This is a genomic window from Curtobacterium sp. MCBD17_026 (assembly GCF_003234895.2).
GTDB classification, from domain to species: domain Bacteria; phylum Actinomycetota; class Actinomycetes; order Actinomycetales; family Microbacteriaceae; genus Curtobacterium; species Curtobacterium flaccumfaciens.
In genome coordinates this window covers 903,475-924,632 of sequence record NZ_CP126281.1, presented here as the reverse complement: position 1 = coordinate 924,632, position 21,158 = coordinate 903,475, and the positions used below count along the sequence as shown (strand labels likewise).

Here is a 21,158-nt window from a genome sequence, read left to right as displayed (position 1 = left end):
GGGACGGACAGCTAGGTTGGGGTCCGTTCAGCGCGACACGTCGTCGCCCGCACGGGAGGGAACCACATGCGCCAGGCAGGACCGTGGCTGCGAGCCGCCGACGGAGCGATGCTGCTCGGAGCCGACGGGGTCCCCGCACCGACGGTGTTCGCCGAGATGAGCGCCCTCGCCGCCAGCACCGGCGCGGTCAACCTGGGGCAGGGGTTCCCCGACGAGGACGGGCCGGCCGAGGTGCTCGAGGCCGCCGTGCAGGCGATCCGCGACGGCGTGAACCAGTACCCGCCAGGCCGCGGCACCCCCGACCTGCGGGCGGCGGTCGCCGAGCACCAGCAACGGTGGTACGGGCTCGACGTCGACCCCGACCGCGAGGTCCTCGTCACCGCCGGCGCCACCGAGGGGTTGGCCGCGACGATCCTCGCGCTGGTCGAACCCGGCGACGAGGTGATCACCTTCGAGCCGTTCTACGACGCCTACGGGGCGCTCATCCGGCTGGCCGGCGGCGTGCACGTCACGGTCCCGCTCACCGCGCCCGACTTCCTGCCCGACGAGCGAACGCTCCGTGCCGCCTTCACCGACCGAACCCGCGCCGTGCTCGTGAACACCCCGCACAACCCGACGGGCCGGGTCCTGCCCACCGAGGTCCTGCAGGCGATCGTCGACCTGGCCACCGAGCGCGACGCGGTGATCATCACGGACGAGGTCTACGAGCACCTGACGTTCGACGTCCCGCACACGCCCATCGCGACCCTGCCGGGTGCCGCGGAGCGGACGGTGTCGGTGTCGAGCGCCGGCAAGACCTTCAACACCACCGGGTGGAAGGTCGGCTGGCTCACCGCTCCCCCGGCGCTCGTCGACGCGATCACGACGGTCAAGCAGTACCTGACGTTCGTGAACGGCGCGCCCTTCCAACCGGCCGTCGCCGTGGGACTCCGCCTGCCCGACGCGGTGTTCACCGGCATCGCCGCCGACCTGCGCGCGAAGCACGAGCTGCTCGCGAACGGGCTGACGGCAGCGGGCTTCGACGTGATGCGACCCGACGGCGGGTACTTCGTGCTCGCCGACGCCGCGCCGCTCGGGTACGACGACGCCCGCGCGTTCTGCCTCGAACTCCCGGCGCTGGCCGGAGTCGCCGGCGTGCCCGTCTCGGCGTTCGTCCGACCGGACCGTGTCGCCGGCTACCGGTCCCTGGTGCGCTTCGCGTTCTGCAAGCGCCGGAGTGTCCTGGAGGACGCCGCCGCGCGCCTGGCGACCCTCGGAGCGCGTCCCCGCGCCTGAGACGCGACCGCATCGGGGACGCGACGGACGCGTCAGCGCTGCCCCGGGCCTCCAGGCGGGGTGCGCAGTGCGACGTCGTACCGCCGCAACGACAACGACGGGTTCACCCGACGGACGGCGTCCGTGACGGTGGTGTCGATCGTGGCTGTGAGCGTGCCCGGCGAGGCACCCGCCGAGGCGACCGCGACGCCGGACGGGTCGAGGACGACCGAGCCGCCGATCCCGACGGGCGGCGTCTGGCCGACCCCGACGACCCAGACGGTGTTCTCGATCGCGCGGGCGGTGAGGAGCGTGCGCCAGTGGTGCTCCTTGCCGGGCCCGCGCACCCACTCCGCGGGGAGGACGACGACGTCGGCCGCGCCGGTCTCAGGAGCGGCGAGGCGCCGGGTGACCTCGGGGAAGCGCAGGTCGTAGCAGGTCTCGAGCCCGATGCGGACTCCGCCGAGCTCGAAGACCGGCAGCTGCTCCGGGTCGCCGGACTCGATGCGGTCCGACTCCCGCGAGCCGAAGGCGTCGTAGAGGTGGACCTTCCGGTACGTCGCCGCCACGTCGCCCGACGGGAGCACTGCGACCAGGGTGTTCCGGAAGCGCTCCGGCGTGTCCGCCGACTCGGCGACCCCGACGACCAGGGCGATGCCGGACACGCGGGCGACGTCGCGGAGGCCCGAGACGAACGGACCGTCCAGGGGCTGCGCCGCGGCGACGAACCGATCGTCGATGTCGGCGGTGAAGTACGAGGTGTACTCCGGCGTGACGAGGAGGTCCGCGCCCCGGGCCGCCGCGTCGACGGCGGCGGTGCGCACGGTGTCGAGGTTGGCGACGGGGTCGTCCACGGGGGCGAACTGCGCCGCCGCGATCGTGAGGGTGGCCATGCGGTGAGCGTACCCGGGGGTCCGTGGCGGGCGGGCCTGCGTTCGGTCGTCCTGCGGCCGGTCGTCCTGCGGCCGGACGTCCTGCGACCGGACGTCCTGCGACCGGTCGTCCTGCGGCCGGGGGCACGAAGAAGGCCCCGGTCCTGATGGACCGGGGCCTTCATGTGACGCTTGGTTGCGGGGGCAGGATTTGAACCTACGACCTCTGGGTTATGAGCCCAGCGAGCTACCGAACTGCTCCACCCCGCGGCACGTTTAGAAGCCTACACGGGGCCGTGGCGGGACACAAATCGAGTGCCCCGCCACGGTGTGTCAGTTGCCGTTCTCGGCTGCCGTGGCGGCCTCGATCGCGTCCTGGAGGCGCTGGTCGGCTTCCGCCGCAGCGACCAGGTCGTTGTCGGCGTAGGCCTCCTGGCGGTCCTGCAGAGCTGCCTTGGCGTCGGCCAGGGCCGCCTGCAGGGCGTCGTTGTCGGCCGAGCCGGAACCCGTCGAGCCGGTCGAGCCGGAGCCCGTGTCGGAGTCGGAACCCGTGTCCGAGCCAGACCCGCTGTCGGAACCGGAACCGGAACCGCTGTCGCTCTCGCCGCTGCCGTCGCCGCTCGCGCCGGAATCGCCGGCGGCCGCACCGGAGTCGCCGCCGAACAGCGAGTTCAGGGCCTCGTCGAGGGTGTCCTCGAACGCGATCTTGTCCCCGAAGGCCACGAGGACCTTCTGCAGCAGCGGGTACGAACCACTCGAGGTCGACTGGACGTAGACGGGCTGCACGTAGAGGAACCCGCCGCCGACCGGGAGCGTGAGCAGGTTGCCCTGCTTCACGGTCGAGTTGCCCCGCTTCAGGATGTTCAGCTCCTGCGACACGGTCGAGTCACCGTTGAAGAGGCTCTGCACCTGTCCGGGGCCCGGGATGTTGTCGGTCTTCGGCATCGTCAACAGCGTGAGTTTGCCGTAGCCCGACGCCTTCTCGCCCTTGCCGGCACCACCCGCGTCGGAGTTCACCGCAAGGTAGCCGGTCAGCACGTTGCGGTTGTTCGCCCCGGCCGACTGCTGCGGGATGTAGGTCGTGTACAGCGAGTACGCGGTCCCCTGGCCCGGCACCTTCATCGTCAGGTAGTACGGGTCCTGCAGGTTCGCCCTGTTGGCCGTCGTCGTCGTCTGCGCACCGAGCGCGTTCGTCGACGTCGCCGCGGTGTCGGCGTCGCTGTCCGACGTCGCCGTGCTCGTCGGTTCCTGCGGGGTGTTCCACGCGTCGTCACCCGAGTAGAACGAGTTGGCGTTGGTCACGTGGTACGTGCCGAGGATCGAGCGCTGCACCTTGAACAGGTCGGTGGGGTACCGCACGTGGTCGAGGAGCTCGGCGCTCATGCTCGAAACCGGCTTCATCGACGTCGGGAAGATCTTCTGCCACGTCTTCAGGACCGGGTCCTTCGTGTCCCACGTGTACAGCGTCACCTTGCCCGTGTACGCGTCGACCGTGGCCTTCACCGAGTTCCGGATGTAGTTCACCTGGTCGGTACGGTACGTCGAGGACTCGGCGCCGGCGATGCTGTCCGACAGGCTCTGGCTCTGCGAGTACGGGTACGCGTCGCTCGTGGTGTAGCCGTCCACCACCCACTGGATGCGGTGGTCGACGATCGCCGGGTACGCGTCGCTGTCGACGGTCAGGTACGGCGCGGCCTTCTGCACGCGGGTGATCGGGTCGCGGTCGTAGAGGATCTGCGAGTCCTTGTTCACCGCGTTCGAGAGCAGGATCTGCTCCGACTGGAACTTCGCGGCGTAGACGAGCCGGTTGAAGAAGTTGCCGAGGCTCGGACCGCCGTCGCCGGCGTACGTGGTGGTCGCGTTGCCACCGTTGTCGTCGTCGGAGCCGGACGGGTAGTCGAGCTCGACGTCCTTCGTGCCCTTCGGTGCACCCACGATCGAGTAGGGCGGCGAGGTCTCACCGAAGTACACGCGCTGCTGGAAGTCGCCCAGGGCACCGTTCGACGGGATTCCGGACTCGAGGAACACCGGCTTGCCGTCGCTCGCGCGCTGGTTGCCGTAGGCCGCGGTGACGCCGTAGCCGTGGGTGTAGACGAACGCCCGGTTGTACTGCGTGTTCGCGGCCGAGCTGAGCCCGGCGAGGTCGATGTCGCGGACCGCGATCACGGTGTCCTCGGTCTCGCCCTTGACGTCGTAGCGGTCGACGTCCAGCTCCTTCGGGAACTGGTAGTACTGCCGGTACTGCTGCAGCTGGCTGAACGTGTCGGAGACGATCTTCGGGTCGATGAGACGGATGTTGGCCGTGGTCTGCGCGTCCTTCGCGAGCGCACCCGAGCTCGTCTCGGTCGTGGCGTCGTAGTTCTGCTCCTCGACGCCGGCGACGCCGTAGGCGTCACGCGTGGCCTTGATGTTCCGCTCGATGTAGGCGGACTCGAAGGTGCGCTCCGAGGGCTTCACCTGCAGTCGCTGGACGACCCACGGGTAGATGCCGCCGACGACGATCGCGGCGACGAGCAGCAGGCCCGTGCCGACGATCGAGATGCGCCAGCGGCCGATGACCGCCGTGACGATGAAGAGCAACGCGACGATCGCCGCGATGCCGGCCATGATCTCGCGGCCCGGGATCACCGCGTTGACGTCGGTGTACTGGGCACCGGTGATGAGCGAGTTCGACTTCGTCAGGGCCGCGTACTGGTCGAGCCAGAGGCTGACGGCCTGCAGCGCGATGTAGAGCGCCGCCGTGACCGCGAGCTGGATGCGCGCGGCGCGGGAGATCCGGACCTCACGACCACCGAAGCGGAGCGCGCCGTAGAGGTAGCTCGCCGCGAGTGCGGCGAGACCGGCGATGAGGACGACGGCCGACGAGTACGCCACGATCGAGCGCCAGAACGGCAGCTCGAACACGTAGAACCCGATGTCCAGTCCGAACTGCGGGTCGGTCTTGCCGAACGGCGTGCGGTTGAAGTACTCGAGGACCATGCTCCAGCGCCCCGCCGTCGAGAGCCCGGCGAAGATGCCGAGGACCACGGGGATGCCGATCATCACGGCGCGCCGCAGGGGCTCGATGACCTGCTGGTAGCGGTCGAGCTGCGAGTTGAGCTTCGCGTAGACCGGCCGGAACCGGAACGCGAGCGCGATGCTCACGAAGACCGGGACCGCCATGCCGAGGAAGCCCGCCAGGAACATCAGGGTCCCGGCGATCCACCGGGTCGTGAGGACCTGCTGGAACCCGAGCTGCGCGAACCACGCGTAGTCGGTGTACAGGCTGGCGAAGATGAAGAAGGCGATCACCAGTGCGGCCAGCACGATGATCGTGACCACGATCGGGACCCGCGGCGAACGCCGCCCCGAGGTGGACGAGGTTGTCGTCACTTGATGTGCTCCAGACGTGTCGGACCGGCGGGCCCGGCTCGCGGCGGGCCGTCAGTGACACTGATCCTATGGGACCGGACCGGACGTGAAGCTGTACGGGGGCTCAGGACCGGGTCAGGAACCGCAGCGGGCGAGCTTCGCGGTACTCGTGCCGTCGGCGATCGTCTGCAGGTCGGTGACGGCCTGGTCGAGCGTGGAGACGCTGTAGACGTCGAGTCCGTCCGGCACGTGCCCGACGACCTCGTCGCAGTTGTCCGCGGGGGCGAGGAACACCGTGGCACCCGCGTCCGCGGCCCCGTAGAGCTTCTGCCGGATCCCGCCGATGGGGCCGACCTCGCCGTCTGCCGTGATCGTGCCGGTGCCGGCGACGTGCTTGCCGCCGTTGAGCTCGCCCGGCGTGATCTCGTCGATGATCCCGAGCGCGAACATCATGCCGGCCGACGGACCGCCGACGTCCTGCAGTCGGATCGACACCTTGAAGGGGAACTCGTAGCGCTCGGTGACGCCGACCCCGAGCAGCGCCGTGCCCTGCTCGCTGCGCGGTGTCACACGGATGTCCTTGGTCGCGCCGTCCCGTTCGACGGTGACGGTCGCGGGGCGCGAGGTGCCGTGCTTCGCGACGAGCTCCCGGAGGCTCGAGGCATCGGCGTTGGTCGTGAGCGACTCGCCGTCGAACGCCGTGATGACGTCGCCCTCCTCGATCACGCCGTCGGCCGCCGAGCCTTCCTGCACCGTGCCGACCTCGAGCTCCGTGGGCAGGTCGTTGCCCTGCTGGATGAGCGCCGCCGCGACGGCCGACTGCTGCGACGCCTGCATGTCGGCGGAGTCCCGCTCGTTCACCTGCTCGGTCGTGGTGCCGCTCGGGTAGATCGCCTCGACCGGGATGACCGCCTGTGACCTGGTGAAGATCGCGCGGATCACGCTGGTCCAGGACGGACGGTTCGTGGCGTCGCCCTGGATGCCGACCGTGAGCATGTCGAGGGCACCGGCCGTCGGGTACGTCTCGTGGCCGGACACCTGGATGAGCTTGACGTCCTTCGCGTCCTTGCCCGTCCCCTGCTTCTGCGTGCCGATGGTGTTGTAGACCGGCCCGGGGACCTCGATGAGGTACGGGCTGGGCAGCAGGCTCGCCAACAGGCCCAGTACGACCGCGCCGATCAGGAACGCCCACCCGATGGTCCGGGCACGCGAGCGACGACGGGGCGCGGGGGCGAAGAGGGTCACGCGGGGTCCTTCCGAGGTGGGCACCCGCGCCTGGCGGCAGGGTGGTCGCCCACGTCTCGCGACGGGGCTGTTCGCCCTGGGCGCAGCGCTTCGGGCGTTCCCACGGGGGCATCCCAGGTGCGGCCCCGTGAGCAGCGATTAGCGTAGTCGGCATGCCTGATGAACCACAGCCGGGGCCGGACGACGACTTCCAGGAGATGCTGCGCAAGCTGCTCTCGGGCGAGGGGCAGATCGACCCGTCGCAGCTCGCCGGTGCCGCCGGTCTGCCGAACGACCCGGCCTCCGTGGCGAACCTGATGAGCCAGCTCCAGCGCGCCGCCCAGTCCGGCGGTGACGGCATCGACTTCTCGGCCACCGCCGAACGCGCCACCGCGATCGCTCGCGACGGCGGCCACCCCGTCGACCCGGCCACCTCGCAGGCGGCCGACCAGGCGTTCCAGGTCGCCGCACTGTGGCTCGACGAGGTCACGACGGTCGCCGAACTGACCGCGACCCCGAGTCTCTACACACGTGAGCAGTGGGCCCGGGCGACCGTCCCGGTGTGGACGCAGATCGCCGAGCCGGTGGCCTTCAGCATCGCCGATGCCCTGACCGAGGCGATCGACCAGCGTGCTCCCGAGCAGCTCAAGGCGATGCTCGGCGACGTCTCGAAGGCGATGCGCGGCATCGGCGGTGCGCTGTTCGCGATCCAGCTCGGCCAGGTCGTCGGGCAGCTGTCGAAGGAGGTCGTGTCCGGCGGTGACGTCGGCGTGCCGCTCCTCGACGAGCAGGTCGCAGCGCTCCTGCCCCAGAACGTCGCCGAGTTCGCCGAGGGCCTCGACGTCTCCGAGGACGAGGTCCGCATCTACCTCGCGGTCCGCGAACTCGCCCACGCCCGGCTCTTCCGGTCGGCACGGTGGCTCCGGCTGCACATCATCTCGTCGATCACGGACTACGCACGGGGCATCCACATCCCCTTCGACCGCGTCGAGGAACTCGCGGCCGACATCGACCCGACCAACCAGGAGCAGCTGCGCGACGCACTCGCGTCGGGTGCCCTCATCCCGCCGCGCACCGCCGAGCAGGACGCCGCACTCGCCCGGCTCGAGACGATGCTCGCGCTGGTCGAGGGCTGGGTGGACACGGTCACCGCTGCTGCCACCGTCCGTCTCCCCAAGGCCGGGGCGATCGCCGAGATGGTGCGCCGTCGCCGTGCCGCCGGTGGCCCCGCCGAGTCGGCCTTCGCCACACTCGTCGGCCTCGAGCTGCGGCCGCGTCGTCTGCGTGAGGCCGCGGCGATGTGGCAGCGGGTGACCGACGAGCTCGGTGCCGAGCAGCGCGACGCCCTCTGGTCGCACTTCGACCTCGTGCCGACCTCGGACGACGTCGACGCACCCGATGCCCTCGTCGCACGGCTGCGGAACCCGTCCCAGACCGACGAGGACGACGCGTTCGACAAGGCGCTCGAGGACCTGCTGAACGACTCGACCGGTGCGCGCCCGCACGAGGACGAGTCCGGCCGCGTGGCCGACGACCCCGAGGGTGGAGCGGGCGACGAGCCCGGGAACGACACGGGCGACCAGCCCCGCTGAGTTCTCCACAGATCTCCCTGGTGACCCCACGCGTGCCGCGCACTCCGGCACCGTGGGGTCATGGGCATCCGCATCGATCCGACGCTCGAGTTCGTCTGGCGTGACCCCGCCACCGTCCAGCTCGGGGTCGATCCCCCGCGCGCGGTCGTCGCGGTACCCACCACGGGGGAAGAACGGTTCCTCAACGGGCTCCGACGAGAGACCGGACACGACGTGCTGTCCGGCCTCGCGGCCGCGTCGGGGTGTTCCCCGGAACGTGCTGCCGGGGTGCTCGGTGCCGCGTCGCCCGCGGTGGTCGAGGTCCTGCCCGAGCCGCTCGAACGCATCGAGGTGCACGGCGCCGGTGCCGTCGCCGACACCGTCGCGACGTTCCTGTCCGGCGAGGGCGTGACGGTCAGCCGCACCAACGCGCCCGCCGGAGGGCCGATCGTGCTGCCCGAGCCCGAACCGCGCCTCGCCGTGGTGGTGGCCGACCACGTCGTCGACCCGGCGCTCCGCGCCGCGTGGACCCGCCGGGGCGTGCCGCACCTGGCGGTCGTCGTCGGGGACGGACGTGTCCGTCTCGGTCCGTTCGTCGTGCCGGGAGCCGGGCCGTGCCTCCAGTGCGCTGAGTACGCACGCGTCGACGACGACCCTGCGTGGCCGGCCATCGCTGCCCAGGTGTGGGGGCGGCATCCGTCACCGCTGTCGCCGTGGCGGGCGGCGGCGGTGGCCGCCGCCACGACGCGGATGCTGCTGGAACGGCTCCCGCTCCGGACGCAACGGGCCGAGCCCGACCAGCTCGTCTTCGAGCGCGACGACCTGTCGGTCAGCCGTTCGCCGGTCCGACCCCATCCGCGGTGCGCGTGCCGAGCGCTGCCAGGAACCGACTCGGAGCCCGGGCTCCCCCACGCGTGGAGCCCTGTTGCGACCACGTGATCGTGACGGATCGGCGGGCTCGGGTCAGCCCGACGTAGAACAGGCGTCGTTCCTCGTCCACCTCGGTGTCGGTCGACGCGTGCGAGATCGGCAGGAGACCCTCGGCGGCGCCGGCGATGACCACGTGCGGCCACTCCAGACCCTTCGACGAGTGCAGCGTCGCGAGCGTGACGGCGTCGACCTCGGGCTCGTGGTGCGTCGCCGCACGGTCAACCAGGTCCTGGGTGAATTGCTGCATCGTCGTGCCGGCGGGGGCGTCCTCGGCCAGGCCCATGATCGCCTGCAGCGCTTCCCACTGCTCGCGCACTGCACCGGTGCCCTCCGGCGGCGTCTCCGTCCAGCCGCTGACCTGCAGCACCAGCCGGACCCGTCGGGTCAGCTCGTCGTCGGTCTGCCGGATCGCCTCGCCGCGCATGTGGTGGACGGCGAGCTTGACCTCCGGACGGTTGAAGAACCGGGTGCCTCCCTGCACGCGGTACGGGATTCCGTTCCGGCCGAGTGCGGACTCGAGCGCGGCGGACTGCGCCCCGACGCGGAAGAGCACGGCGCAATCCCCGTGAGATGCTCCGGCCCCGACGAGCTCGGCGATCCGACGGGCGATGGTCTGCGCCTCGTCGCCGTCGTGGACGCAGGCCAGCACGACCGGTTCTGGGCCCGGTTCCTGGCTCTGGGCCACCAGGTCGAGTGCCCCGGGCTGGCCGCGCATCAGCGTGTTGGCCGCGGACACGACCTCGCGGGTGGAGCGGTAGTTCCGCTCGAGGCGCAGGACCGACCCGCGCGGGAACTCCGACCCGAACCCGAGCAGGTAGTCGCTCGAGGCGCCGGCGAACGAGTAGATGGTCTGACTGGCGTCGCCGACGACGCACAGGTCGTCACGGCCACCCAGCCAGGCCCGCAGCAGGTCGTGCTGCACCGGCGAGACGTCCTGGTACTCGTCGACCACGAAGAACCGGTACTGCTGCCGCACGTACGACGCCACGCGGGGCTCGGACTCGACCATGCCGAGGGTCGCCAGCAGGACGTCCTCGAAGTCGAGTTGCCGCCGGTCGTCCTTCAGCCGCTCGTACGCCTTCATCAGGTCGATGACCCGGCGCGGTGTGGTGTCGCGCGGCATCACCCGGTCCGCGGCGGCGGCCTCGTACTCGTCGAGCGAGAGCATCTGCACCTTGCGCCACTCGACCTCGGCGGCCAGGTCGCGGAGCACCGGGGTGTCGACGTGCATGCCGACCGTATCCGCAGCGTGGGCGATCATCCGCCCCTTGGACTCGACGATCTTGGGGGCGTGCCCGCCGACGGTGTCCGGCCAGAAGTAGCTGAGCTGCGCCATCGCGGCGGCGTGGAAGGTGCGCGCCTGGACCGTCCCGGCACCGAGCGCGCGCAGGCGCGACCGCAGTTCGCCGGCGGCACGGGTCGTGAAGGTCAGCGCGAGGACGTGGTTCGGGGCGTAGGTCCCGGTGGCGACCCCGTAGGCGATCCGGTGCGTGATCGCACGGGTCTTGCCCGTCCCGGCACCGGCCAGCACCGCGACCGGACCGAGCAGGGTACGGGCGACCGTCCGCTGCTCCGCGTCGAGCGCGGCGAGCAGTTCGTCGGGCGACGGTGGCCGGGGCTCGACTGCCCCTGTGCCCGTTGCGCCGCGGGGACCGGTGACGCTCACGGCAGGCCCAGCGGCCCGCCGTACCACTCCTCGATGATGGCGCGGGCGATCGAGGTGCGTCCCGGCAGCAGCAGGGTGTCGCCGGCGCGCTCACGGATCTCGTCGCGCGAGAACCACCGGACGTCCAGGATCTCCACGCCGTCGGGGCGGGCGGTCGTCGGGTCACCGCCGGCTGCACGGGCACGGAAGCCCACCATCAGCGACGCGGGGAACGGCCACGGCTGCGAGCCCAGGTACTCGGGCTCCTCGACGCGGACGCCGGACTCCTCCCAGACCTCGCGGCGGACGGCGTCCTCCAGCGACTCCCCCGGCTCGACGAACCCGGCCAGCAGCGAGTACCGGTCGGCGTCCCACGCGGCGTTGGAACCGAGCAGGATCCGGTCGTCGGCGTCGACGACCCCGACGATGATCGCCGCGTCGGTGCGCGGGAAGAGGTCGTGTCCCTCGGGGTCGCGGCGGACCCATCCGCCGCTCACGACGGCCGTGGGTGAGCCGGTCCGCGGCGAGAAGCCGTGCACGGCGTGCCAGTTGGCCATCGCGACGGCTTCGACCGCCAGGCCCTGGTCGCGTGGCGAGAGCTCGGTGCCGAACATGCGGAGGCTCTGCCAGGCGTCGTCGTCGGGTTCGATGGCGGTGGCCGTCACGCTGTCGATCAGGGCGGCGACGAAGCGGGTACCCGCCGGGGCGTCCGCGGCGTCCGACACCGCACGGCCGAGGTACAGGGTCACGGTCTCGACCGGGATCTCCGTCGCGGCCACGAAGCGCAGGGTGCCGTCGGCGTTCCGGAGCATCTCAGCACCCCGCACCGGCAGGTACCGGGTGTGCTCGTCCTCGCGCAGGACGCGCTCGACGTCGTCGGTCGTGCGGAACTCGGCGTCGCGGTCGAGTTCGTTGCGGGAGAGCGGGAGCCGGGCGGCGAACTCGACGGTCACGGCGGGAGAGCTCCTCGGATCGGGTGCGGACGTGCAGGAGACGTGCGGTGGGCGTGCGGGCCGCCCGACAGCGTGGCGTGCAGCCGTGCACGCTTCACGCGCCTACCCTGAGGGGCATGGCGGGATCCCAGTTCACTCTAGCCGCGTTGGCGACGACGGCCGTTCCAGGTCTCCTCGTCACGGGCACGCGCACGCTCGGCTCGGCCGCGGCCGGCGACTACGAGTCGGCGCTCCTCCGCGACGCCGACGGCACCGAGATCGTCATCCGCCGCCCCCGGAACCAGCGCGCCGAGGCCCGGCAGTCAGCCGACCTCGTCGCCATCCGTGCGCTGAGCGCCGGCATCCGCACGCGGCTGCCGTTCGGCGTCGCCGAGTACCGCGGCCAGGCGCCGATCGGGTCGACGCGCGCCATCGTCACGACCCGACTGGCCGGGACCCACCCGACCCTCGCGTCGCTCGTCGAGCGCCCCGACCTCGCCACGAGTGTCGGCCGTGCCGTCGCCTCGATCCACCAGCTGCCGACGAGCTTCGTCTCCGACGCCGGTCTGCCCTCGCTCACGCCGTTCGAGGTGCTCCGGTCCGCAGTCTCGGTGATGGACCGCGCCGTGGCGACCAAGCTCGTCCCCGCCGCGCTCGTCGAACGCTGGGAGGGTGCCGCTCGCGACCAGCAGTTGTGGCAGTTCACACCGACCGTCGTGCACGGCTCGCTCGGCACCGGCGCCCTGCTCGTCGACGGCGATGCGGTGACCGGGGTCCTCGACTGGGGCGAACTGCGGCTCGGCGACCCGGCGAAGGACCTCGCCTGGGTGCTCGCCGGCCGCCGAGACGCCTTCGACACCGTCCTCAGCGCCTACGAGGCGAACGGCGGCGGACGCGACCGCCAGCTCGCACAGCGTGCACGCGTGCACCACGAACTCGAGACGGCGCACTGGCTGCTGCACGGCGTGCAGGCGAAGAGCACCGAGGTCGTCGACGACGCCGTCTCGATGATGCACCGCCTGGTCGACGCGGTGCACGCCCCGAGCGCGGAACCGCTGCAGTCCGTGTCACCCGAGACGATGGAGATCGGCGAGGTGGAGCAGCTGCTGTCCTCCACCGAACGCCGCCACGGCTGACGCCGCCGCGTTCCGCAGCGCCGCACGGCGGTCACGACTTCCCGCTCAGTTCCGCCGAGCGGTCACGACCCGTCGGTCGCAGCGCGGCCGCCCGACGGTCTGTGACCACTCGTGGTGCATCCTGCGGGGTGTGGTGACCGGTCCCGGCCGCCGACCAGGCAGCTGACGCGACCGTCTGGAGGCCCGATGCCGGCCCGACGGACCGGCACCGCGCCTCCAGGGCGGAGCACGACACGGGCCCAGCGCGACACGGGCGTGGTGCGCGACCGGCGTGGTGCGCGACCGGCGCAGCGCGCGACCGGCGCAGTGCGCGACGGGCGCGGCGCGCCTTCCGCACGACCGCGGGACGTCAGCTGCCGATGGCCTCGGACCACGCACGCTCGAGTCCAGCGCGGTCGAGCAGCTCGGTCGGACGGACCTCGAGGTCGTCGGCGACGAAGTAGAACACCGCGTCGACCTGGTCGAGCGGTCGCCCGGTGAACTCGGCGTAGGCGACGCGGTACAGAGCGAGCTGCAGCGTGCGGCGGGCCAGGTCGTCCGCACCGGACGGCGCCTTGCCCGTCTTCCAGTCGACCACCTCGGCACGCCCGTCGATCTCGTACACGGCGTCGAGCTTGCAGACCACACTGTGCCCGAGGAACGGGATGTGGATCTCCCGCTCGACCTCGATCGGTGTCAGCCCGGCCCACCGGGAGCGGGCGAACGTCGCTTGGAAGTCCGCCAGTCGACGGGCGTCGTCGTCGGTGACCACGGCGTCCGGCGACGCGTCGGCGAGGTCGTCGGCATCGAGGTCGAGCTCCCCGTCCCACACGTCGAGCGTCTCGAGCGCGCCACCGCTCCGCGCACGCTGTTCCACCCACTGGTGGAAGAGCGTGCCGAGCCGGGTGGCGCGGTACGGTCGCTCCGGCATCGGCCGGCGGAGCCGCTCGGCGACGGAGTCGGGTTCGGTCAGGTAGTCCTTGAAACCCGAGGCCGGCACCCGGTGCGGGACGGCGACCGCGTGCTTCGCGTTCCGGGTGGCGTGCCGTTCGGCGAGCAGCAGGTCGATGTCGGCGGCGAAGCGCCCCGCCGCTCCGGGATTCGCGTTCCGCACCCGCTCCGCGGCGGCCAGGACGCGCGGCGCACGCTGCCCGAACGGCACGTGCGGCCAGGTCTGGGTCGCGCCGCTCTCCCCCATCGGGTTCTCGTCGTGCACCGTCGTCTCCGGGATCGCCGCACCGTCGATGACGCCGGCGTCCGCCAGGTCGCGCAGGTAGCGGCTCGGCTCCGTGGGTCGGACCCCGCCGGCCCAGAACGAGCCGGACACCAGCAGGTCGTGCTTGGCACGGGTCAGGGCGACGTAGGTGAGCCGGCGTTCCTCGTCCTCGTTGCGGGCCTTCACCTGTTCCTTGAAGGCGTCGATCGCCGTGGTGACGTCCTTCTGGGTCTCCTGCCCGCGCCATGCGAGTCGTGGCAGCTCGGCGGCGTCCCCGCGGAACTCGTACGGCAGCCGGCCGAACCCGAGCCAGCCGGACGAGCCCTCCTGCGGGCGTGCCGGCAGGCCGCCCTCGACCATCCGGGGCACCGCGACGGCGTCCCACTCCAGCCCCTTGGACCCGTGGATCGTCAGGATCTGCACGGTGCCGGCCTCGGGCTCCTCGGAACGCGGTCCCATGTCGTCACGCCGGGCTGCGGCGTCGATCCACCCGAGGAACGAACCGAGGTCGGCGCGGTCGTCCGTCGAGACGAAGCCGGCGAGTTCGTCGATGAAGGCGTCGAGGTAGGCGCCGCTCCCCTGTTCGTGCGCGGCGACCTCGATGTCGAGCCGCATCTCCTGCACGACGAGCGTCACGAAGTCGACCAGGTCGCTCCCCGCGCGTGACCGGAGCATCGCGAGCTGCCCACCGAGCGCACGCATCCGGCTGCGACCCGCGGCGGTGATGCCCTCGAGCGCGCCGTGCTCGTCGGGCGCGGTCGCGACGAAGTCGAGCGCGTCGACGATCGACCCGTGCTCCCCGGCGGCCACGGAGGCCCGGAACGCCGCGGTCAGGTCGTCGTCGAGCCGCTGCTGGGTGTGGTCGCGCTGGAACAGCCACCGGGCGAGCTGGTGCAGGGCGACGATGTCCGCCGCCCCGACCCGCCACCGGGCACCCGCGAGCAGCCGGATCAGGTCGTTGCCGGCCGCCGGGTCGTGCAGCACCCGCAGGCACGCCACCAGGTCGACGATCTCCGGGCGCTGGAGCAGTCCGCCGGTGCCGAGCACGTGGTACGGCACCCCGCGGGCACCGAGCGCCGCCGTGAACGCCGCGAGGTCCTTCCGCGCGCGCAGCAGCAGCGCCATCGAGCGCGTCGGGTCCTGGCGGCGGTGGTCCTGGAACCACGCCGCGACCTCGTCGGCCTCTTCCGGCAGGGTCTCGGGGAACACCACCCGCACGGTGCCGGCGTCGGCGCCCGGCCGCGGCGAGAGCCGTTCGACGTCGACCTCGGACGCCGCGGACAGCGGCGACACGATCGCGTTCGCCCCCGCGAGCACGTCCACCGGGTTCCGCCAGCTGGTCGACAGCGCGAAGGTGACGGGTTCGGCCACGCCGGGTTCGTCGCCGCCGAAGTCGTGCGGGAACCGGGCGAGGTTCGCGGCACTCGCACCGCGGAACCCGTAGATCGACTGGTGCGGGTCGCCGACCGCCATCACCGAGTGCCCGCGGAACAGCCGGGCGAGGAACCGGGTCTGCACCACCGAGGTGTCCTGGTACTCGTCGAGGAGCACCACCCCGTACCGGCTCCGCAGGTCCGCGACGACGCGTGGGGCCGACTCGGCCGCGGCGAGCGCGAGGGCGATCTGGTCGGAGAACTCCACGAACCCGCGGTCCACCTTCTGACGCCGGAACTCGGCGACCAGGTCGGCCAGGGGTTCGAGGGCGCCGATCGCGGCGACCGCGTCGGTGATCGCCTTGTACGGCTTGCCGCGGTTGCCCGGGAGTTCGAGCAGCTCGGAGAACTCGATCGCGAACCGGCGGAGGTCCTCCGGCTCGACGAGGTGTTCGGAGGTGGCTCCGGCGAGCGCGACCACGGCGGCGGTCAGGGTGTCGACGTCGCGGTCGAGTCCGGCGAGCCGGTCGTCGCGGGCGGCCACCACGACCCGACGGGCGAGCTGCCAGGCCGAGGGTTCGGTCAGCACCTGGGACTCGCCGTCACGGCCGACGAGCAGGGCGTTCTCGCGGAAGACCGCGTTGGCGAAGGCGTTGTACGTCGAGACGGTGGGCGCTTCGAAGGCGTCCCCGGGGGCGATCAGCCCGACGTCCTCGAGCGCGCGGATGCGGTCGTTGATGCGGACGGAGAGTTCACCGGCGGCCTTGCGGGTGAAGGTCAGTCCGAGGACCTCGTCGGGTCGGACGAGTCCGTTGGCCAGCAGCCAGACGACGCGTGACGCCATCGTCTCGGTCTTCCCGCTGCCTGCACCGGCGACGACCAGCGCCGGCACGAGCGGCGACTCGATGACGGCGCGCTGCTGGGCGGTGGGACGGGGGCGGCCGAGGGCGTCGGCGATGGCGTCGGCGCCGTGCCGGATGACGGGCGGAGCAGCGGCAGCCGTGCCGGCCGCGTCAGCCGCAGCAGCCGTGCCGGCCGCGTCAGCCGTGCCGATCGTGTCCGCCGTGTCGGTCGTGTCCGCCGTGTCGCTCACCAGGTCACCTCCGCCACCACGTGGATCCGGCACTCGACCCCGGTCCGGGCCTTCTCGCAGTGGTCGTCCACGTTCGCCACGAACGTCCGGCCGGCCATGCCCCGCGCCACCCCGTGCAACCGCTCGCGGTAGGCCTCCCGCGCCTCGGCGTCGAACGCGTGCTGCGTCCGCTCGGAGAACGCCTGTCCACCGCGGGGGTTCTGGACGAACACCAGCCGGGCGTCGGTCATCGGGGACCCCGCCGGCACACCCTCGACCGCGCCGTCCTCGACCGCGAGTTGGTAGGCGCCGAGCTGCGGGTGTTCCGGCATGTCGTTCTTCTCGCTGGGCATCGAACGGCCGGTCTTCAGGTCGACGACGCTGACCCGGCCCTCGGGGTCGACCTCGATGCGGTCGATGCTCCCCCGGATCCGGGCTGGCCCGGTCACGAGCGCGAACGAGGTCTCGGCGCCGAGCAGTCGGCGCCCGGCGCCGGCGAAGGTGCGGAGGTAGTCGCTCAGCCCCTCGATCATGCGCCGGGTCCGGGCGCGTTCGCGGTCGGCGACCCAGGGCGACTCGAACGTCAGCTCGTCCCACCGCGCCTCGATCCGCTCCCACAACGACTCGACGTCGATCTCGGTGGCGTGCTCCATCGCTTCGTGCACGATCGTGCCGATGCCCATCGCCGGGCTCGGTGCCCCGCCGCCGAAGGTCTGCGCGAACCAGTGCACCGGGCACTCCTCGAAGGTGCCGATGCGCGATGGCGACACCGACACGGCCGGAGCGACGGGCTCGCCGCCCTCGACCTCGGGCGCGGGCTCGGCGTCGAGGTCGACCAGGGGGTCGTCCGTGGTCGGTTCGGCGAGCCCGTACCACTCGTCCGGAGCCGCCCCGGGTACCTCGGCCTCGGCCAGGCGGGCCAGCGCGGACGCGGCCTCGTGGTCGCCCGAGCCCACCACCCGGCGGCGCAGCGACCCGGCGAGCCCACGCAGGGACAGCGGGTGGACGGTCGGCTGCCGGTCCGGCAGCACCGGGACGAGTCGGACGAAGGGTGAGGGCGACTCGTCGTCGTTCGCGACCGTGCCGATGACGACCTGGGTGGTGGCCCGCGACACGGCCCGGGCGAACAGCCGGAGTTCGTCGGCGACCACGGCGGCACGGTCGTCGATGGGCGAACGCTCGACCCCCGCAGCAGCGCGGACCAGGCCGTCCGGGTCGAGCAGACTGCCGCGCACCCGGGTGTTCGGCCAGACGCCGTCCTGCAGACCGAGCACCACGACCACGTCGCACTCGAGTCCGATCGTCGCCGAGGGCGTCAGCACCCGCACCCGGCCGGCGGTCCGGTCGGGGCCGATCGAGTCCTCAGGCAGGTCTGCGCCGAGCAGGTCGTCGACGAAGACCCGCGCGGGGGCGTCCGGCGTGCGCTCGACGAAGCGCTTGGCCGCGGTGAACAGGCCGACGACGGCGTCCAGGTGCCGGTCGGCTTCCCCGGCGCCGACCCCACCGGCGGCGGACTGGGCGCCCCACGACTTCGCGAGACCGCTGCGTTCCCAGAGGCCCCAGAGGATCTCCTCGATGCTCGATCCCGCCTGGGCGTCAGCACGCGCCTGCACCAGGCTCCGGGCCAGCCGGGTCGCCCGTCGTGCGAACCCGGCGTCCACCGTCGCCAGGCGCTCCGGTGCGCCCAGGGCATCGACCAGCAGTTCGTCGGCGGTGCGGCTACCGTCACCCGCGAGTTCCTCGCGCCGCAGTGCGAGCCGGAGCCGGCGCATCGCCAGGGTGTCGAGGCCGCCGAGGGGCCCGGTGGCGAACGCGGTGGCCAGGGCGGCGTCGAGCGGCAGGACGTCGAGCGCCACCGCGGCCGCGTCGAGCAGCGCCCGCGCCGCGGAGTCGTCGCGCGGACGGACGGGCGCGGCACCGGCGGTCGCCGGGACCTCGGCCACGGAGAGCGCCCGGACGAGTTCGGGGATGGCAGCACCGCTGCGGGTGACCACGGCCATCCGGTGCCACGGCACACCGTCGAGCAGGCGGTGTTCGCGCAGTCGACGGGCGATCGCCACGACGAGTGCGGACCGGCTGGCGGCCTCGAGGTGCACGACGGCGTCGGACCGCGCATCCTGGTCGCCCGCCGACGCGCTGCGCTGCCGACCGGCCGCCGCGGTGCCGATGCGACCCGTGACGCCGGTGACCAGGGCGCGGATAGGGGCGGGGTGCCGGTGCACCGCGCCGAGGAACAGCTCGTCGACGCGGTCCACCCCGAGTCGCACGGCCAGTCGACCGAGCACGTCCGGTTCGGCGCCGCGGAACGCCGAGGCGGCGATGTCCGGGTCGCCGAAGGCCACGACCTGCACGCCGGAGCGCGCGAGCGCCCCGAGCAGGGCGATCTCGCCCTCCACCAGCTCCTGCGTGTCGTCGACCACGACCAGGCGAAGGGAGGCGATGCCGGCGGGGAGCTCGTGCCGCAGCACAGCGGCGGTGGCGTACGCCACGAGTTCACCGGAGTCGAGCCCGGTCGGCCGGAACGCGGTGACCGATGCCCGGTAGTCGTCCACGAAGTCGCCGACGGCCCGCCACTCGGGCCGTCCGAACTCGTCGCCGAGTTCCCGCATGTCGTCGGGCTCGACGCCGGCGGCCACCGCACGCATCATGACGTCGCGCAGGGCGGTGCGGAACCCCGCTCGCTCACGGACGACGGCGGTGATCGGGTCGGGCCAGGCCGGTCCGGCTCCGTCGAGTTCGTGCCCGGCGAGCAGGTCGGCGATGATCCGGTCCTGCTCCCCGCCGGTCAGCAGCGTCGGGGGTTCCTGCCCCTGCACCGACGCCGCGTGGGTGACGATCTGGAACGCCAGTGAGTTCACGGTGCGTGCGAGAGCACCCGGCACGACCCGGTCGACCGCCCGTGCGAGCCGGTCACGCAGGGCGGTCGCGGCCGTCCGCGCCGAGGTCAGGGCGAGGACCGTCGCGTGGCCGTCGGGGGTGATCGCGTCGGGTCGGGCCAGCCGGTCGGCGACGAGCCGTGCGAGCGTGGTCGTCTTGCCGCTGCCCGGTGCACCGATCACCGCAGCGTGACGGCCGTCCGGCAGCGCGAGTACCGCGGCCTGCGAGGGGTCGTCGACCAGAGCGCGCGCGAACCCGGTGTCCTCGGGAGCGGGCATCAGCGTGGTCTGCGGCACGCTCGTACGGTACCCAGGACCGCCGACAGCACCGCTGCGGACGCGCGGTGCACCGGTCGTCACGCCGTCGAGTGCGCCCGCGGCGAACGCCCGTTACCGCACGGGACCGCTCGGATACGCTGTGCTCGTGGACATCAAGATCGGCATCATCAACAGCCCCCGCGAGATCGCCTTCGAGACCGCCCAGACCGCGGACGAGGTCGAGAAGGCCGTGTCCGAGGCGCTCACCGCGCAGTCGACGCACCTGTCGCTGCAGGACGACAAGGGCCGTCGCTTCATCGTGCCCGTCTCGGCCCTGGCGTACGTCGAGGTCGGCGCGGAAGAGGCACGGCGCATCGGCTTCGTCGCCTGACGACGTGGAACTGCTCTTCGCCGTCCTCGGCGGCGTCATCATCGGCGCGGTCGCGCACGTGATCGTGCCGTGGCGGTCGAACCGTGGCGTGCTCGTCGGCCCCGCGGTCGGCGGCATCGCTGCAGCCGTCCTCTGGGAAGCGCTGACCTGGACCGGGTGGCGGTACGACGGCACCTGGATCTGGGTCGTGGCCCTCGTGGGGTCCGGCGTGGTCGCCATCACCGTCGAGTGGCTCCTCGGCACGCAGCGCGAAAAGCACGACGCCGAGTACTACGAGCAGCTCAAGACGCGCGGCGCCTGACCCTCGAGCAATCCTGACGCTCGAGCAGCCTGACCGCTCAGGCCGTCAGACCGAGCGCGTCCATCCGTCGGGTGTGCGCGGCGATGAGTTCGGTCCAGACCGGCTCGAGCCGCTCCTGGTCCTCGCGGGCGTGCGACGCCAGCGCCGACCGGGCGACCAGCAGGGTGTCGCCCACCAGGCGCCGTCCCCACATCGCCAGGCGTGAACCGATCCGCGGGTCGTTCTCGATGTGGGCCGTCAGTTCTTCGACGACCGCTGCTTCCTCGCGCGCGTCGAACACCGAACGCAGCCGCTGCCGCACGTCCGTCGGCAGGGAGCGGAGCAGGTTGCCGAACAGGTCGTTCAGGATGCCGGCCGTCACGTAGCCGGTCAGCATCGACTCGTACCAGTCGGCACCGCTCGTCCGTTCGAGGAACAGGTCGATCGCCTCGCGGTGCGGGGCCATCAGCGCCGCCGGGTCTCCGCCGCTGCGTTCGATCTCGGCCACGATCGTGCGGTGCCGCTCGAGCGCCGTGGTCGCGAGGACCCCGGTGACCAGACGGCCGGAGAGCGTCGGTGCCGAAGCACCGGCTCGTCCCATCGTCTCGTAGACGGAGAGCTGCAGGTACGCGGCCTGCCCCAGGTAGACGTCGAGCTCCGGGGTGACGTCGTCGAGCGCGAGCCGCTTGACCTGCGCGGCTCCGCGCGGGTTCCGCGACGCGAGCCATGCTGCAGCGAGCTGCGCCGCGCGCTTCCGGTTCCACCACGAGACCACCCGACCAGCATAGAGGGCGACTC

The 21,158-nt window shown here is 72.2% G+C and carries 14 protein-coding genes and 1 tRNA gene; 6 read left to right on the top strand and 9 right to left on the bottom strand.

Going from position 1 to position 21,158, the window contains the following annotated elements:
* The first annotated feature begins 66 nt into the window (after positions 1-66).
* On the top strand, positions 67-1,275 hold the full coding sequence (locus DEI85_RS04405) for an aminotransferase class I/II-fold pyridoxal phosphate-dependent enzyme (protein WP_111123354.1): 1,209 nt from the start codon (positions 67-69) through the stop codon (positions 1,273-1,275).
* Positions 1,276-1,307: 32 nt separating this feature from the next.
* Here the strand turns inward: DEI85_RS04405 and DEI85_RS04400 are convergent, their stop codons facing one another.
* From DEI85_RS04400 to DEI85_RS04385, 4 genes are all read right to left on the bottom strand, one after another.
* On the bottom strand, positions 1,308-2,147 hold the full coding sequence (locus tag DEI85_RS04400) for a carbon-nitrogen hydrolase family protein (RefSeq protein ID WP_110860511.1): 840 nt from the start codon (positions 2,145-2,147) through the stop codon (positions 1,308-1,310).
* A gap of 172 nt (positions 2,148-2,319) precedes the next feature.
* Positions 2,320-2,396 (bottom strand) — tRNA-Met (locus DEI85_RS04395).
* A 63-nt stretch (positions 2,397-2,459) separates the two neighbouring features.
* Entirely contained in the window at positions 2,460-5,447 is a 2,988-nt protein-coding gene (locus DEI85_RS04390) for a UPF0182 family membrane protein (RefSeq protein WP_181436338.1), read from the bottom strand.
* Between the two features lie 165 nt (positions 5,448-5,612).
* Positions 5,613-6,722 carry a YlbL family protein gene (locus tag DEI85_RS04385; protein ID WP_111123355.1) on the bottom strand — a complete coding sequence of 370 codons (1,110 nt, stop codon included), beginning with the start codon at positions 6,720-6,722 and terminating at the stop codon, positions 5,613-5,615.
* A gap of 152 nt (positions 6,723-6,874) precedes the next feature.
* Here DEI85_RS04385 and DEI85_RS04380 point away from each other — a divergent pair, with 152 nt between their 5' ends.
* Positions 6,875-8,293, top strand: coding sequence for a zinc-dependent metalloprotease (locus DEI85_RS04380; protein ID WP_111123356.1), 1,419 nt, complete (start codon positions 6,875-6,877; stop codon positions 8,291-8,293).
* Between the two features lie 60 nt (positions 8,294-8,353).
* Entirely contained in the window at positions 8,354-9,211 is an 858-nt protein-coding gene (locus DEI85_RS04375) for a TOMM precursor leader peptide-binding protein (protein WP_111123357.1), read from the top strand.
* Here DEI85_RS04375 and DEI85_RS04370 read toward each other — a convergent pair.
* Positions 9,102-10,868, bottom strand: coding sequence for an ATP-dependent helicase (locus DEI85_RS04370; RefSeq protein WP_181435550.1), 1,767 nt, complete (start codon positions 10,866-10,868; stop codon positions 9,102-9,104). The two genes, DEI85_RS04375 and DEI85_RS04370, sit on opposite strands and share 110 nt — an antisense overlap.
* Positions 10,865-11,800, bottom strand: coding sequence for an NAD(+) diphosphatase (nudC, locus tag DEI85_RS04365; protein ID WP_111123358.1), 936 nt, complete (start codon positions 11,798-11,800; stop codon positions 10,865-10,867). The genes DEI85_RS04370 and nudC overlap by 4 nt, the downstream gene beginning before the upstream one ends.
* Before the next feature lie 116 nt (positions 11,801-11,916).
* Here nudC and DEI85_RS04360 point away from each other — a divergent pair, with 116 nt between their 5' ends.
* A complete protein-coding gene (locus DEI85_RS04360; protein ID WP_111090644.1) occupies positions 11,917-12,915 on the top strand; it encodes a phosphotransferase in 999 nt (332 codons plus the stop codon).
* Between the two features lie 349 nt (positions 12,916-13,264).
* On the opposite strand, the gene DEI85_RS04355 is transcribed toward DEI85_RS04360, so the two are convergent.
* Entirely contained in the window at positions 13,265-16,576 is a 3,312-nt protein-coding gene (locus DEI85_RS04355; RefSeq protein ID WP_258376326.1) for an ATP-dependent DNA helicase, read from the bottom strand.
* Positions 16,573-19,728 (bottom strand): UrvD/REP family ATP-dependent DNA helicase, encoded by a 3,156-nt coding sequence (locus DEI85_RS04350; RefSeq protein ID WP_111123359.1) that lies wholly within the window; start codon positions 19,726-19,728, stop codon positions 16,573-16,575. Before DEI85_RS04350 ends, DEI85_RS04355 begins: the two co-directional genes overlap by 4 nt.
* A gap of 127 nt (positions 19,729-19,855) precedes the next feature.
* Between DEI85_RS04350 and DEI85_RS04345 the strand changes: the two genes are divergently transcribed.
* Positions 19,856-20,080 (top strand): DUF3107 domain-containing protein, encoded by a 225-nt coding sequence (locus DEI85_RS04345; RefSeq protein WP_110860791.1) that lies wholly within the window; start codon positions 19,856-19,858, stop codon positions 20,078-20,080.
* Between the two features lie 4 nt (positions 20,081-20,084).
* Positions 20,085-20,381 (top strand): hypothetical protein, encoded by a 297-nt coding sequence (locus tag DEI85_RS04340; RefSeq protein WP_111123360.1) that lies wholly within the window; start codon positions 20,085-20,087, stop codon positions 20,379-20,381.
* A gap of 37 nt (positions 20,382-20,418) precedes the next feature.
* Here DEI85_RS04340 and DEI85_RS04335 read toward each other — a convergent pair whose 3' ends face one another.
* Positions 20,419-21,135, bottom strand: a complete 717-nt coding sequence (locus DEI85_RS04335; protein WP_027464579.1) for a ferritin-like fold-containing protein — start codon at positions 21,133-21,135, stop codon at positions 20,419-20,421.
* Between the last annotated feature and the right edge of the window lie 23 nt (positions 21,136-21,158).